General features: G+C 71.6%; 16 protein-coding genes and 5 tRNA genes. 12 read left to right on the top strand and 9 right to left on the bottom strand.

The features are described from left to right. The first annotated feature begins 73 nt into the window (after nucleotides 1–73). Both cobA and ACZ7M2_RS35485 read left to right on the top strand, forming a co-directional pair. On the top strand, nucleotides 74–1,318 hold the full coding sequence (gene cobA, locus ACZ7M2_RS35490; protein WP_471598771.1) for a uroporphyrinogen-III C-methyltransferase: 1,245 nt from the start codon (nucleotides 74–76) through the stop codon (nucleotides 1,316–1,318). 64 nt (nucleotides 1,319–1,382) lie between these two features. Then, nucleotides 1,383–2,201 (top strand): TrmH family RNA methyltransferase, encoded by an 819-nt coding sequence (locus ACZ7M2_RS35485; protein WP_060902351.1) that lies wholly within the window; start codon nucleotides 1,383–1,385, stop codon nucleotides 2,199–2,201. A 64-nt stretch (nucleotides 2,202–2,265) separates the two neighbouring features. Here the strand turns inward: ACZ7M2_RS35485 and ACZ7M2_RS35480 are convergent, their stop codons facing one another. Further along, the gene (locus ACZ7M2_RS35480) at nucleotides 2,266–3,585 is read right to left on the bottom strand and encodes a serine/threonine-protein kinase (protein ID WP_352048017.1); all 1,320 of its coding nucleotides are present in this window, start codon (nucleotides 3,583–3,585) and stop codon (nucleotides 2,266–2,268) included. A gap of 196 nt (nucleotides 3,586–3,781) precedes the next feature. On the opposite strand from ACZ7M2_RS35480, the gene ACZ7M2_RS35475 reads away from it, so the two are divergent. The 4 genes from ACZ7M2_RS35475 to ACZ7M2_RS35460 all read left to right on the top strand — a co-directional run bounded on the left by ACZ7M2_RS35475 (nucleotide 3,782) and on the right by ACZ7M2_RS35460 (nucleotide 6,257). Continuing rightward, nucleotides 3,782–4,057 carry a hypothetical protein gene (locus ACZ7M2_RS35475; protein ID WP_060902353.1) on the top strand — a complete coding sequence of 92 codons (276 nt, stop codon included), beginning with the start codon at nucleotides 3,782–3,784 and terminating at the stop codon, nucleotides 4,055–4,057. A 199-nt stretch (nucleotides 4,058–4,256) separates the two neighbouring features. After that, nucleotides 4,257–4,463, top strand: a complete 207-nt coding sequence (locus ACZ7M2_RS35470; protein WP_471598770.1) for a hypothetical protein — start codon at nucleotides 4,257–4,259, stop codon at nucleotides 4,461–4,463. A gap of 481 nt (nucleotides 4,464–4,944) precedes the next feature. Next, complete coding sequence (locus tag ACZ7M2_RS35465) at nucleotides 4,945–5,883, top strand: aminoglycoside phosphotransferase family protein (protein WP_471598769.1); 939 nt, start codon at nucleotides 4,945–4,947, stop codon at nucleotides 5,881–5,883. A 74-nt stretch (nucleotides 5,884–5,957) separates the two neighbouring features. Beyond that, nucleotides 5,958–6,257, top strand: a complete 300-nt coding sequence (locus ACZ7M2_RS35460) for a TFIIB-type zinc ribbon-containing protein (protein WP_352047935.1) — start codon at nucleotides 5,958–5,960, stop codon at nucleotides 6,255–6,257. 67 nt (nucleotides 6,258–6,324) lie between these two features. Here ACZ7M2_RS35460 and ACZ7M2_RS35455 read toward each other — a convergent pair. From ACZ7M2_RS35455 to ACZ7M2_RS35435, 5 genes are all read right to left on the bottom strand, one after another. Next, nucleotides 6,325–6,399: transfer RNA gene (locus tag ACZ7M2_RS35455), tRNA-Val, on the bottom strand. A gap of 38 nt (nucleotides 6,400–6,437) precedes the next feature. Continuing rightward, nucleotides 6,438–6,509, bottom strand: a tRNA-Val gene (locus tag ACZ7M2_RS35450). Between the two features lie 34 nt (nucleotides 6,510–6,543). Beyond that, nucleotides 6,544–6,615: transfer RNA gene (locus ACZ7M2_RS35445), tRNA-Val, on the bottom strand. A 1-nt stretch (nucleotide 6,616) separates the two neighbouring features. Continuing rightward, nucleotides 6,617–6,690 (bottom strand) — tRNA-Cys (locus ACZ7M2_RS35440). 39 nt (nucleotides 6,691–6,729) lie between these two features. Further along, nucleotides 6,730–6,802, bottom strand: a tRNA-Gly gene (locus ACZ7M2_RS35435). Between the two features lie 156 nt (nucleotides 6,803–6,958). Between ACZ7M2_RS35435 and ACZ7M2_RS35430 the strand changes: the two genes are divergently transcribed. The 3 genes from ACZ7M2_RS35430 (at nucleotide 6,959) to ACZ7M2_RS35420 (ending at nucleotide 9,757) form a co-directional block, all read left to right on the top strand. Continuing rightward, nucleotides 6,959–8,008, top strand: a complete 1,050-nt coding sequence (locus ACZ7M2_RS35430; RefSeq protein WP_471598768.1) for a chorismate-binding protein — start codon at nucleotides 6,959–6,961, stop codon at nucleotides 8,006–8,008. Nucleotide 8,009: 1 nt separating this feature from the next. Then, nucleotides 8,010–8,831: an aminotransferase class IV gene (locus ACZ7M2_RS35425; RefSeq protein WP_471598767.1), complete on the top strand. Its 822-nt coding sequence runs from the start codon at nucleotides 8,010–8,012 to the stop codon at nucleotides 8,829–8,831. A 101-nt stretch (nucleotides 8,832–8,932) separates the two neighbouring features. Continuing rightward, nucleotides 8,933–9,757: a GNAT family N-acetyltransferase gene (locus ACZ7M2_RS35420; protein WP_471598766.1), complete on the top strand. Its 825-nt coding sequence runs from the start codon at nucleotides 8,933–8,935 to the stop codon at nucleotides 9,755–9,757. Nucleotides 9,758–9,804: 47 nt separating this feature from the next. On the opposite strand, the gene ACZ7M2_RS35415 is transcribed toward ACZ7M2_RS35420, so the two are convergent. Continuing rightward, the gene (locus ACZ7M2_RS35415; protein WP_471598765.1) at nucleotides 9,805–10,323 is read right to left on the bottom strand and encodes a DsbA family protein; all 519 of its coding nucleotides are present in this window, start codon (nucleotides 10,321–10,323) and stop codon (nucleotides 9,805–9,807) included. Nucleotides 10,324–10,494: 171 nt separating this feature from the next. Here ACZ7M2_RS35415 and ACZ7M2_RS35410 point away from each other — a divergent pair, with 171 nt between their 5' ends. Then, entirely contained in the window at nucleotides 10,495–10,941 is a 447-nt protein-coding gene (locus ACZ7M2_RS35410; protein WP_097283920.1) for a hypothetical protein, read from the top strand. Between the two features lie 144 nt (nucleotides 10,942–11,085). Next, complete coding sequence (locus tag ACZ7M2_RS35405; RefSeq protein WP_168490065.1) at nucleotides 11,086–11,238, top strand: hypothetical protein; 153 nt, start codon at nucleotides 11,086–11,088, stop codon at nucleotides 11,236–11,238. A gap of 67 nt (nucleotides 11,239–11,305) precedes the next feature. Here the strand turns inward: ACZ7M2_RS35405 and ACZ7M2_RS35400 are convergent, their stop codons facing one another. Together ACZ7M2_RS35400 and ACZ7M2_RS35395 are read right to left on the bottom strand one after the other, a co-directional pair. Next, nucleotides 11,306–11,863, bottom strand: a complete 558-nt coding sequence (locus ACZ7M2_RS35400; protein WP_352047930.1) for a CGNR zinc finger domain-containing protein — start codon at nucleotides 11,861–11,863, stop codon at nucleotides 11,306–11,308. Nucleotides 11,864–12,430: 567 nt separating this feature from the next. Next, entirely contained in the window at nucleotides 12,431–12,844 is a 414-nt protein-coding gene (locus tag ACZ7M2_RS35395; RefSeq protein ID WP_003959770.1) for an SsgA family sporulation/cell division regulator, read from the bottom strand. A gap of 191 nt (nucleotides 12,845–13,035) precedes the next feature. Between ACZ7M2_RS35395 and ACZ7M2_RS35390 the strand changes: the two genes are divergently transcribed. Continuing rightward, nucleotides 13,036–13,470 (top strand): TIGR02611 family protein, encoded by a 435-nt coding sequence (locus ACZ7M2_RS35390; protein WP_099923748.1) that lies wholly within the window; start codon nucleotides 13,036–13,038, stop codon nucleotides 13,468–13,470. Nucleotides 13,471–13,506 lie beyond the last annotated feature (36 nt).

Genomic DNA, 13,506 nt, shown 5'->3' with positions numbered 1-13,506 from the left:
ACCCGCATCCAAAACAGCACGTCAAGGCCGCTCCAGCCGAGCGCAGCGGCCCCGTACGAGGAGCCGCACCGCCATGGCCGAAAACCCCGCCTACCCCGTAGGCCTCCGCCTCACCGGTCGCCGCGTAGTCGTCCTCGGCGGTGGCCAGGTCGCCCAGCGCCGCCTCCCGGCGCTCATCGCGGCGGGCGCGGACATTCACCTCGTGTCGCCCGAGGCCACCCCCTCCGTCGAGGCGATGGCGGACGCGGGCGAGATCACCTGGACGAGGCGCCCGTACGAGGACGGCGATCTCGCCGACGCCTGGTACGCCCTGATCGCGACCAGTGACCGGCAGGCGAACACGGACGCCTCCGCCGAGGCGGAGCGCCACCGCGTCTGGTGCGTCCGCTCCGACGACGCCGACGCGGCGACCGCCTGGACCCCGGCCACCGGTCACAGCGAAGGCGTCACGGTCGCCGTCCTCACCACGAACGCCAAGGGCCGCGACCCCCGCCACACCGCCGCGATCCGCGACGCGGTGGTCGAGGGGCTGCGCGACGGGACCCTCGTGGCGCCCCACCACCGCACCCGCACCCCGGGTGTCGCCCTGGTCGGCGGCGGCCCCGGCGACCCCGACCTGATCACGGTCCGCGGCCGGCGACTGCTCGCCGAGGCCGACGTGGTCATCGCCGACCGCCTGGGCCCGCGCGACCTGCTCGCCGAACTCCCGCCGCACGTCGAGGTGATCGACGCGGCGAAGATCCCCTACGGCCGGTACATGGCCCAGGAGGCCATCAACAACGCGCTCATCGAGCACGCGAAGCAGGGCAAGTCGGTCGTCCGGCTCAAGGGCGGCGATCCGTTCGTCTTCGGCCGCGGCATGGAGGAGGCCCAGGCGCTCGCCGAGGCGGGCATCGCCTGCACGGTCGTCCCCGGCATCTCCAGTTCGATCTCGGTGCCGGGTGCGGCCGGTATCCCGGTCACCCACCGGGGTGTCGCACATGAGTTCACCGTGGTCAGCGGCCATGTCGCCCCGGACGACGAGCGATCCCTCGTCGACTGGCCGGCCCTCGCCCGGCTGCGCGGCACGCTCGTCGTCCTCATGGGCGTCGACAAGATCGGCAGGATCGCCGAGACCCTGATCGCGCACGGCAAGCCGGCCGACACCCCGGTCGCCCTCGTCCAGGAGGGCACGACCGCCGCCCAGCGCCGCGTCGACGCGACCCTGGCCACGGTCGCCGGGACCGTACGCGCCGAGGACGTGAAGCCCCCGGCGGTGATCGTCATCGGCGAGGTCGTGAACGTGGGTGTGCTCAGCCCGCTGAACGCCTCCGAGTAACCACCGGTAACCCAACCCGTGCCCAGCCGTTGGCACCGCACCCAGGACAAGGCAGTATCACCCTGTGGCCGATCTCATCACCGTTGAGAACCCTGACGACCCGCGTCTGCGTGACTACACGGGCCTGACCGACGTGGAGCTGCGCCGTAAGCGCGAACCCGTCGAGGGCCTGTTCATCGCCGAGGGCGAGAAGGTCATCAGACGCGCCAAGGACGCCGGGTACGAGATGCGCTCGATGCTCCTGTCCGCCAAGTGGGTCGACGTCATGCGCGATGTCATCGACGAGCTCCCGGCCCCGGTGTACGCGGTCAGCCCGGAGCTCGCCGAGCAGGTGACCGGCTACCACGTGCACCGGGGCGCGCTCGCGTCCATGCAGCGCAAGCCGCTGCCGACGGCCGAGGAACTCCTGCGGTCCGCGCGCCGGGTGGTGGTGATGGAGGCGGTCAACGACCACACCAACATCGGTGCGATCTTCCGCTCCGCGGCCGCCCTCGGCATGGACGCGGTCCTGCTCTCCCCGGACTGTGCGGACCCGCTCTACCGCCGCTCCGTGAAGGTCTCGATGGGCGCGGTCTTCTCGGTCCCGTACGCCCGTCTCGAGACCTGGCCCAAGGGCCTGGAGACGGTCCGCGACGCGGGCTTCAACCTGCTCGCCCTCACCCCGGACGAGAAGGCGAGGTCCCTGGACGAGGCGGCCCCGCACCGGATGGACCGGGTCGCGCTGATGCTGGGCGCGGAGGGCGACGGCCTGTCCACGAAGGCCCTGATGGCGGCGGACGAATGGGTCCGCATCCCGATGGCCCACGGCGTCGACTCACTCAACGTCGGCGCGGCGGCCGCGGTCGCCTTCTACGCGGTCGCGACGGGCCGCCCCCAGCTCTAGGTGCATTGATCACGAGTGTCAACAACGCTCGTGATCAATACACCCAGACCCAGTCGTCAAGAACCTAGGGCCTGTCCAGTCGGCTCCGGTACTGCTTGGCCATCAGATCGCCGGGCGGTGGCGCGTACGACGACTGTCCCTGTCGTACGTCCTTGCGCGTGCCTCCGTCGTCCAGCCCGCGTGCCGGCCCCTGGCAGCCCTGCGCCGCCGCGATGCCCAGCGCGACGAGCAGCGTCACCACGACGAATACGAAGAGCCGCTGACGCAGCAGTCGCGGATTGGCCGGCCGCCGCCCGGTCCCCGTGGTCCGGGGCGCGGGACGTCCGGCGCCGCTGCGAGGCACGGGCCTGCTGCCGGAGCGTCCGGTACCCCGGGCGGGCGCGGGTCGCGCACCCGACTGCGGCGGCCGTGAGCCCCCGTTGGTGCCGCCCGTGCGCGGCGGCGGTGTGCCCTGCGGGCGGCGCTGGGTGGGCTGCTCGGCGTACTGCTCGGCCAGGCGCCCCGTCGGCCGGTCGGGATCACTGCGCTGCGCGGGCGGGCGAACGTCCGCCATGCCCTGCGCCTCGCGGGCCGCGATCTCCTTGAGTCGCAGGGAGAGTTGGAGCGTGCTGGGACGCTCCTCGGGGTCCTTGGCCAGACACGCGCGGACGAGCGGAGCCAGCGCGTCCGGAACACCGTGCAGCTGCGGTTGCTCGTGCACCACTCGGTACAGCATCACCTCGGAACTGCCGTGTCCGAAGGGCGAGTCGTTGGTCGCCGCGTACGCCAGCGTGGCGCCGAGCGCGAACACGTCGGTGGCCGGGGTGACGGCGGCGCCGCGCACCTGCTCGGGCGCGAGGAACCCGGGCGAGCCGACCGCCGTACCGACGTGCGTCAGCGTGCTCGCGCCCGTGGCCCAGGCGATGCCGAAGTCGATGATCCGCGGCCCCTTCGGGGACAGCAGGATGTTGGACGGCTTGAGGTCCCGGTGCACGACACCGGCCTCGTGCACGGCGACGAGCCCCTCGGAGAGCGCGGCCCCGACGGCGGCCACGTCGGCGGCCGACATCGGGCCCTCCTCGGCGACCTTGTCGTGCAGCGAGGGCCCCGGCACGTACTGCGTGGCGAACCACGGCCGGTCCGCCTCGAGATCGGCGGCCACGAGCCGCGCCGTGCAGCCGCCCCTGATCCGCCGGGCCGCCGAGACCTCGCGGGCGAACCGTGACCGGAACTCCTGATCCTCCGCCAGATCCGGTCGGATCACCTTCAGCGCGACCCGCTGGCCACGGCGGTCGGAGCCCAGGTAGACCACGCCCATTCCACCCGCGCCGAGCCGCCTGTGAAGCCTGAACGAGCCGACGACACGCGGGTCCTCGCGCCTCAGGCGCATCATCGCCATGTCCATCCCCGCTGCCCGGTCCGTTTGACGAGCCACAGCTTACGTTTCCGCGGCCGGGTGCGCGCAGAGGCCGCGCCCTCACGGCCCGATCGATTGTCAGTGCCGGGTGGGAAACTTGAAAGACGGTCAGGGGATGCGAGATCACGGCTGCTTTGGGCTGCCCGTGATCCCAACCGTCCATCGCAGAAGGGGGATTGAACCTGTGAAGGGTGATCGCGTGGAGATAGTCGTGGACGCCGGGGACACGACGCGTACGTACGAAGTGGTGGCGAGCAGAGCGGGTCGCAGAGTGGAGACCGCGGTGCGTCGGGGGGTGGTGGAAGTGAGCGAAGTCACCCGAAGCGGATCAGTGGTGCGCACCGCCCGCTTCATGGCGACTCGAGTGCTGGCGCTGGTCGAGCAGCCGGTGCCGAGGGAGGACAGCTCGGAACAGTCCGGGCACACCGGACGCCCCCTCCGGGAAGACCCTGAGACCTAGGTCCTCATCTCCACCCAGGGGAGTACACCGCAGGTCATCGCTCATCCTCCGGGAGGCCCGGCAATCGGTACGAGGGCATGACGACCGATCGCCGCCGCACCCATAGATTTGAGGTCAAGCGGCGGGTGCAGCACTCGTCCCCCGAGGTCAGACACCCGCCGCTGCCAAACCACATAGATGCTCGGTCAGGAGAGGGACCATGGCCCACACGGCACCGCGGACGGCGATCCGCACAGGACGCAAGGCGTACAGCGCCGCGTTCCGCCCGCGTAGTCAGGGTCAGCGCCACCCTTTGGTGGCGACAGCGATGGTCCTTCCTCTGGCGGCCCTGCTCGTAGTCGTCTTCGGCGGCTGGGACGCGGTGGTCACACAAGCGTCGTCCGTGGGCGTGATGCTGGGGCGCTGAGCGGCGCCCCAGGCCCGGAAGAGCGGTCCGGGCGGGGACATCCGGCCATGAAACCCCGTGGGGACGGGGGTGCGGCGGACGGCACAAATGCCCGCGCAGCTGGGGAGCTGCGCGGGCATTGTTTTGCCCTGACGCGGGGGCGGGCCACACAGATCCCCGCGCCCTTGAAGGGGCGCCGCGCGCGTCTTTCGGCCGGTCCGGCGTTCACGGGTGAGCCGGGAGGCCGTTGCCCCACCCACCCCGGCCCGCATCTTCAACCTGTCCGGCGTTTGAGGACGAGGCCGTCCCCGGCCGACGGGGGCCGGGGACGCAGCCCCACGGCCCAGGGGCGCGGGGAACTGCGCGACCGGCCCCCGCCCACCCGCACCCGACGAACCCACCCGGGGTCTGGGGCGGAGCCCCCAGGGATGGGACGGCTAGGGGCCCCGGGGACGGAGAACGTACGCTCGCGAGGTACCGACCGCACACCCCAGGGGGCCCCGTGACCGCAGACGTGCTTCCCGCCCTGACCGCCGGGGCGCGCACCGCGGCCCACCCCGCCGGCACCCCCTGCACACACCACGACTCCGTCCTCGCCGACCGCCACGACGGCACCGTCGTCCGCCACGGCGACACCGTGGCCAAGGCCCACACCCCCGGCACGGACCACGCCGAACTCTCCCGCCGTCTCGAGCTCGCCGCGCACCCCGCCCTCACCGGCATCCTCCTTGCCCCGCTCCGCCCGAAGCCCGTCGACCTCCACGGCCGCCCGGTCACCTTCTGGCCGTACGGCACCCCGGTCGACCCGCAGACCCCCGAGGCCGCTCCCTGGGAGGCCGCCGCGATCCTGCTGGCCCGCCTCCACCGGACCTCCGCGCCGGACGGCCTGCCGCCCATGCGGGGCCCCGCCAAGGCGGCCCGGGCGATCGCCCGGCTGCGGACGGCGGGCCCGCACCCGGCCGCCGCCCCGGTGCTGCGCGCCTGGGTGGCCCTGCCCGCGTGGGCCCGCGCCGAGGCCCCCATGCCGCCCGCGGGGATCCTCTGCCACGGAGATCTGCACCTCGGCCAGCTCGTCCGCCACCCCGCGCCGGCCGGCCCCTGGCTCCTCATCGATGTGGACGACCTCGGCGTGGGCGTGCCGACCTGGGACCTGGCCCGCCCGGCCGCCTGGTACGCCTGCGGTCTGCTCCCGCCCGACGAGTGGACCCGCTTCCTGACCGCCTACCGACGGGCCGGCGGCCCGGCCGTACCCGCCGACGGCGATCCCTGGCCCGCCCTGGACGTGGCGGCCCGCGCCCTCACCGTGCAGACCGCGGCCCTGGCGATCGCCAAGTCCGTGGGGGAGGAGCGCCCCTTGGACGAGGTGCAGCAGGCCGTGATCGACGCCTGTGACCGAATGGGAGCCGTCCCGCCCGAGTTGGCGCAGGCCCCGACCGCGTAGGGTGCAACCGTTCGAGGCCGGACAGTGTCTGTCCTGGTGGAAGCGGTACCGAACGGCGAGGAGTTGAGCCGAGCATGCAGTGTCCGAAGTGCCATGCGCCGATGCACACGTACAACCGCAATGGCGTCCAGATCGAGCAGTGCAGCGGCTGCCGCGGGATATTTCTCGACTACGGCGAGCTGGAGGCGCTGACGCGCGTGGAGGCCCAGTGGTCGCAGCCCGCGCCGCCCCCGCCCGCCCCGCAGGCCTACCCCTCGGCGCCCGCGCCCGCGTGGGGTGCCCCGCAGCACGGCGGACACGGAGGCCACGGCGGCGGTCACTACGGCGGGCACCAGCGCCACAAGAGCTTCGGCCACATGCTCTTCTCCTCCTGAGCACGACCGGAGGAACGACCTGACACGACGAAGCCCCCGACCGTACGAGACGGTCGGGGGCTTCGGCTGGTGCGCGATACTGGGATTGAACCAGTGACCTCTTCCGTGTCAGGGAAGCGCTCTCCCGCTGAGCTAATCGCGCAGGTGACCCTGCAGAGGGTGCGGGTGGTGCGTACTGCGTGCGCGATACTGGGATTGAACCAGTGACCTCTTCCGTGTCAGGGAAGCGCTCTCCCGCTGAGCTAATCGCGCGGGGATCCAGATGGATCGGGTCCTTGCGGACCAGTGGACGATACTGGGATTGAACCAGTGACCTCTTCCGTGTCAGGGAAGCGCTCTCCCGCTGAGCTAATCGTCCTTGGAGGTGGAGACGGGATTTGAACCCGTGTAGACGGCTTTGCAGGCCGTTGCCTCGCCTCTCGGCCACTCCACCAGGAGTGTGGGGGTTCGGGATGATCCCCCTCTTCCTGCGAGCGGACGACCAGGTTCGAACTGGCGACCTCAACCTTGGCAAGGTTGCGCTCTACCAACTGAGCTACGTCCGCGCGTCGTTTCCGTTCGGCTTGCGCGTCCCGGCGACGTGTTGAACTCTAGCGGATTCCCGGGCCAGCACAAAAACGCGTTTGCGCAGCGTGCTGCGGTCTGTCCGGCAAAGGACACGGTCAGGGCACCCGCAGGTCACCCGACCTAGACTCGACTGCGTGCTCGACCTCCCTCCTCTCGCCCGTTTCGGTGGCCTCGTCGCGACCGGTCTCCTCGACGTCACCAGCGACCCCGCGGCCCTGGACTCGGCCGGTTTCTGGGCCGTCGCGGCCGACTTCGAGGGCGGCCTGGTCTGCGCCCGCTTCTCCGACGTACGCACCGAACCCGTGCCCGCCCCCGTCCCCGGGCAGTGGCAGGGACCCACCTCCGGTGACTGGACGTCCTCCCTCGACCACGCCACGTACACCGCCGGCGTACGCCGCATCCGCGCCCACATAGCCGCCGGCGAGGTCTACCAGGCCAACCTCTGCCGCGTCCTGTCCGCACCCCTCGCCCCCGACGCCGACATCGAGGCCCTCACCGCGCTGCTGGCCCGCGGCAACCCGGCCCCCTACGCGGGAACGATCCGCCTGCCCCGCCACGGCGTAGAGATCGCCACCGCCTCCCCCGAACTCTTCCTGCGCCGCACCGGCCCCGTCATCGAATCCGGCCCCATCAAGGGCACCGGACGCACCGAGGCCGACCTCCTCGACAAGGACCACGCCGAGAACGTCATGATCGTGGACCTCGTGCGCAACGACCTCGGCCGCGTCTGTGCCACCGGCACCGTCACCGTCCCCGATCTGTGCGTCGTCGAAAAACACCCAGGACTGGTCCACCTCGTCTCCACCGTCCGCGGCCTCCTGCGCGCCGGCACCGGCTGGCCCGAACTGCTGGCCGCCGTGTTCCCGCCCGGCTCCGTCACCGGAGCCCCCAAAACCAGCGCCCTGACCATCATCGAGGCCCTGGAGACCGCACCCCGCGGCCCCTACTGCGGCGGCATCGGCTGGGTCGACGCCGACCGCGCCACCGCACAGCTCGCCGTCGGCATCCGCACCTTCTGGACCGACCGCGCCGAAGGCGTCCTGCGTTTCGGCACCGGCGCCGGCATCACCTGGGGCTCCGACCCCGAAAGGGAATGGCAGGAGACCGAGCTGAAGGCCGCGAGACTGCTCGCGGTAGCGTCGGGACAGTACGGAGACGCGTACGAAAGTGGAAGGACTCTCTGACGTGAAGATCTGGCTCGACGGCGGTCTGCAGGACATGGAGTCCGCCCGCGTCTCCGCCTTCGATCACGGGCTGACCGTGGGTGACGGCATCTTCGAGACCGTGAAGGCGGTGGAGGGGCGGCCGTTCGCGCTGACCCGCCACCTCGACCGCCTGGTCCGCTCGGCGCGCGGCCTGGGGCTGCCCGCACCCGACCTCGACGAGGTGCGCCGCGCCTGCGCCGCCGTTCTGGACGCCAACCCGATGCCGCTCGGCCGACTGCGGATCACCTACACCGGTGGCTACGGCCCGCTCGGCTCCGACCGCGGCGAACACGGTCCGACCCTGCTCGTCGCCCTCGGCGAGTCCACCCGCCGCCCCGACTCCACCGCCGTGATCACGGTGCCCTGGACCCGTAACGAGCGCGGTGCCCTCACCGGCCTCAAGACCACCTCGTACGCCGAGAACGTCGTCGCCCTGGCCCGCGCGCGCGAACAGGGCGCGAGCGAGGCGCTGTTCGCCAACACGGTCGGGCAGCTGTGCGAGGGCACGGGGTCGAACGTCTTCGTCGTCCTCGACGGCGAGATCCACACCCCGCCCGTCGCCTCCGGCTGTCTCGCCGGCATCACGCGTGCGCTCGCCGTCGAGTGGGCCGGCGCCAGGGAGACCGATCTTCCGCTGGATGTCCTGGAGCGTGCGGACGAGGTCTTCCTGACGTCCACGCTGCGGGACGTGCAGGGTGTGCACCGGGTCGACGGGCGCCAACTCCCGGGCGCGCCGGGCCCGGTGACCGCCAAGGCCATGCGCGTCTTCGAGGAGCGGGCCGGAAGTGACCTCGACCCGTAGGGGTCGGGCGTGGCACGTCAGCGCGCAAGTAGGACGACGGCAAAACAGGATGACGGCAAAACAGGATGACGACGGGGCACGGGACGGGTAGAACACCCCTGATGACCACCACCCTGCGGCCGACCGAGCCGCTTCAGCGCGGAGGTGACGGGGCGCTGTCCCGCCGCTACAAGGTGTGCGTGAACAGTCGTCCCGTGGGCGGGATCCACCTCTCCACGCATCCGGAGTACGGCCCCACCGTGGCCCGAGTCGCAGAGCTGTACGTCGAGGAACCCGACCGTGGGCGGGGCCGGGGCACGGTGGCCGTGCTCGCGGCCGAGGAGGTGGCCCGCGGCTGGGGCTGCAAACGCGTCGAGACGTCGGTGCCCGGGGACGCGGACGGTGTGCTCCGGCTCGCCACGACGCTCGGGTACGTCCTGAGCAACCGCGTCATGACCAAGCCCTTGGACGGCCCCGGCCCCGCACTGCCGGTCGGCAGTGTCGCCCGGCCCATGACCGAGGCCGAGTACGTGCCCTGGCTGGCGAAGGAGCGCGAGGAGTTCGCCCGCTCGCAGATGGAGCGGGGCGTGGCCCAGGCCGAGGCGTACCGCAAGACGGACCAGGGGCTCGCCCGGTTCCTGCCGGACGGACTGGCCAGCGAGAACACGGTGCTCAGCGTCCTGGAACACGAGGGGACCCCGGTCGGCACGCTGTGGCTGGGCCTGTGGCCCGACGCGGCGTTCGTGCTCGGCGTCGAGACCGACCCGGAGCACCGGGGCCGCGGCCATGGGCGCACCCTGATGCTGCTGGCCGAGGCCCGGGCGGTGGTCGGCGGGCGGGACCGCATCGGCCTCAACGTGTTCGCGGGGAACACCCCGGCGGAGAAGCTGTACGAGTCACTCGGCTATACGACGAGCGAGTACTACCTCTACAAGAACCTGCTCTGAACCACTGCTACAAGAACCTGCTCTGCATCACTGCGCGAGAACGAGGACTACGCGTCCTCGGCCAGCAGGCGGTCGGCGATCTCCTCGATGCGCTCGCGCAGGCCCTCCTGACTCTTGCCGCCGTCGAGCCGCTCGCCGCCGATGACGTACGTCGGGGTGCCGGTCACGCCGATGGCCTTGCCCTCGGCCTGGTCGGCGTCGACGATCAGGATGTGCCGGCCGTCGATCAGGGCGGTGTCGAACTCCTCGGCGTCCAGACCGAGTTCGCGGGCCACCTCGATCAGGAAGGGCTCGCCCTTGCGGTCCAGTTCCTCGACACGGTCGAGGACCGCCTCGACGTACGGCCAGGACCGGCCCTGCTCCGCGGCCTCCTCGGCGGCCTGCGCGGCGGCGAAGGCGTGCCTGTGCTTCTCCAGCGGGAAGTGCCGCAGCCGCAGCTCCAGACGGTCGCCGTAGCGGGCGCGCAGCGCGCGCAGGTCGGCGAGGGCGCTGCGGCAGTCGGGGCACTGGAGTTCGCACCAGACGTCCAGGACGGTGGTGGCGCGGGCTGCGGAGGAGTCGTTCATGGCACCCAGTCTCCCAGCCCTGCCGACGGCGCCCCAACCGGGACCTGGGGAGGACCCCGACCCGGAGATGTCCCTGAGGTCCGCCCGGAGCATGGCATATCGGGCGCCGGGCGGTGCAGGATGGAAGGGACGAACCGACCCGCTCTGCCGAGCCCTGCCCTGGAGGACCGGATGATTGCCGAGACTGTCTGTTCCGCCGTCTCCGCGGCCGGCCTCGGCATCGCCGCGGTCACGGCCTACCGCAAGCGGTTCCTCTCCGCCGCCCGCATCGCCGCCTACTCGCTGGTGCCGGTCGGCCTGGTGATGACCGGAGTCGTCGGCTGGCTGGCCGACACCGCCTTCAGCCCCACCGCGTGGGCGGGCTTCGGTGTGCTGGGCGTGGCCTGGCTGCTGTTCATGACCACGCGGGCGGTGGAGCGGCGTGGCGGCGGGACCCGTAAGGAACGCAAGGCGGCCGCCCGGGCCGCCCAGCGGGAGGCGGTGGCCCCCGCGGCCTCGGCGCCCTCGCTGAGCCAGGGCTCCCGTCCGGCCGCCCGGCCCGCGACGACGCCCCGGGCCACGGGTTCCGACGACGACTTCAGCGACATCGAGGCCATCTTGAAGAAGCGCGGCATATGACGGACTGAAACGACACAGAGGATCATGGGAGAGCGCGGAAACGATCACGTTCGTGCCTGCTCATCGCGGATATTGGCGAACTCCCGGTCATTCCGGGCGTGTTGATCGCGGAGCGGGTGGTGGCTGCGTCATCATCGCCGCGAGATGCTGGACACAACACAGAGCGACACCGCCGCCCCTCCCGAGGAGCCGCGGGGTTGTCTCTACGCGCTTTCCCAGCCACCGCTGATGATCTTCCTTGCGGTGATCGGCTGTCTGCTGCTCATGGCTTCGCTGCACGACCTGCTGCTGCTCTGAGCCGTACACGGAGCCCCTGGCGTCACCCGCCGAGGGCTCCGTCAGCCCGCCGCGCGTCCAGCGTCCGTCAGCCCGCCGCTTCCTTGCGGCGCGCCCGGTACGCCGCCACGTGGAGCCGGTTTCCGCAGGTCCGGCTGTCGCAGTAGCGGCGCGAGCGGTTCCGGGAGAGATCCACGAAGGCGTGCCGGCAGTCCGGGGCCTCGCAGCGCCGCAGCCGGTCCTGCTCTCCGGCGACCACGAAGAACGCCAGCGCCATCCCGCAGTCGGCCGCGAGGTGGTCGGCGACGGAGGCACCCGGCGCGAAGTAGTGCACGTGCCAGTCGTAGCCGTCGTGGTCGGTGAGCCGGGGCGTGGTGCCCGCGACGGCGACCAGCTCGTTGATGAGGCCCGCGGCGGTACGGGGGTCGTCGGCGGCGAAGACTCCGGCGAACCGGCCGCGGACCGCGCGTACGGCCGCGAGGTCCTGCTCCGACAGCACGCCGACATCACTGATCCCGTGCTTTCGTACGAAATTGTCGAGGGACGCGACGTCCGCGAGCCCGTCCGGCGTGTCATTCTCCGCCGCGGTGTTCACCAGGTCCACCACGGCGTCGAGAGAGCGCCGGGTGTCGTGGGTGATCAGCACGTTTCGCTCCCTGGCCTGGGGGTCGGGCGGGCGCCCTCCGATGCTGGCCGATCGTAGTGGCTTCCTGGGGTGGGGGAGCGGGGGCGGTCGATCTGCACACGGTCCGCCACGACTCCGGGCCGGATCACGGGCCGGTCATGGGCCGGTTCACGGGCCGCGAACGGCACCTTGAACCCGCCCGAGAACAGCCTCAGCCCCGTGCGGGCCGGCGCTGAGCCTGGTGGGCCGCGTGAGTCCGCCGGGCGTGCACCGCCCGGCCTTGTCGGCCCGAGCCGGCCCGGCGCCTGCCCCGTGCCCCGGGCAGCGCCCGCGTCGGCTCTCAGCGGCTCTTGGCGGCCCACGTCGGCCTCCCCGCCCCGGCAGGGCAGGAAGGCCCGCCCCGGCCCCGCGCACCGGCGCTGGGGCCGTCGAGGCCTGCCGGCGGCCACGCGCACCGGCGCCGCCCCCGCGGGAGTCCGCGGCGACGGCGCCGGTGTTCGTGCCCTTTGCGGTGGTGCCCATTGCAGATGTTTAGGCCCGAGCCGTCTCCCCGAGTGGACGGCGCCGGGCGGCTCTATGGGGGTCTCGTCAGCTCTCGGCCAGGATGTGTGAGAGCTCCGTGTCGAGATCGAAATGCCGGTGTTCCGTGCCGGGGGGCACGGCGGCGTCTGTCCGCTTCAGGAACGATTCCAGGGCCCGCGCCGGGGCTTCCAGGAGGGCTTCGCCCTCCGGGGAGCTCAGGGCGATGCATACGACGCCCTGGCCATGGCTCCGGGACGGCCAGACTCGGACGTCGCCGGTACCGGTGGGCCGATGCAGGCCCTCGGCGAGGAGGTCGCGGGCGAACACCCACTCGACGGTTTCCTCGGCTCCGGTGTGGAAGGTGGCGTGCACGGCGTAGGGATCGGCCGTGTCATACCGCAGTCCTGCGGGTACAGGCAGTGAGGACTCGCTCGACACAACGAGGCGCAGGTGCAGCTCGCAGCTGACCGTGGTGTTCATAAGCGCCAGGGCCTTTCGCTCAGTGTGCGCTCGGGGATTCGCACGTCGGCGAAATCGACATGCCACCTACGGTGCCGTTGTAAACCCCTCTGAGTGTTTTGCGTGTCTTTACGTAACTCTTCCGGCCGAGAGCAGGTTCGCCGGATAGGGCCATTCCGGTGACTGGTTTCTCTCCGGTAGGGTTTGGCCGTATGAATACGGGGAGTGACGAGCCGGGCGAGGTCGCCACGGCCGATGGTGAGACGAAGATCGAGGGGCCCCTCGGATCGCGGGCGCCGGAATTCATCAAGGCCCGCCGTGCGCTGCATCTGAGCTGGCAGGTGGGTGTTTTCGTCGTGGGGCTCGCGGTGGTCGGCGCGGGCGTGATCATGCTTCCGCTGCCGGGCCCCGGCTGGCTGGTGATCTTCGGCGGCATGGCGATCTGGGCGACCGAGTTCGTCTGGGCGCAGCTGGTGCTCCGCTGGACGAAGCGCAAAGTCACCGAGGCGACACAGCGGGCACTCGACCCGAAGGTGCGGCGCCGCAACATCATTCTCACGAGTGTCGGTGTCGTCATCGTCGCGGCGCTCGGTGGCGTCTACCTCTGGAAGTTCGGCGTCCAGATGCCGTGGAACATCCAGGAATGACCGACGGGGGAAGGTCCCTCCTGGAGGCTCCTTGGC

It is taken from the genome of Streptomyces sp. NPDC111507 (genome assembly GCF_055638955.1).
Note: the sequence above shows the minus strand (reverse complement) of the source record. Positions and strands in the feature narration are given on the sequence as shown.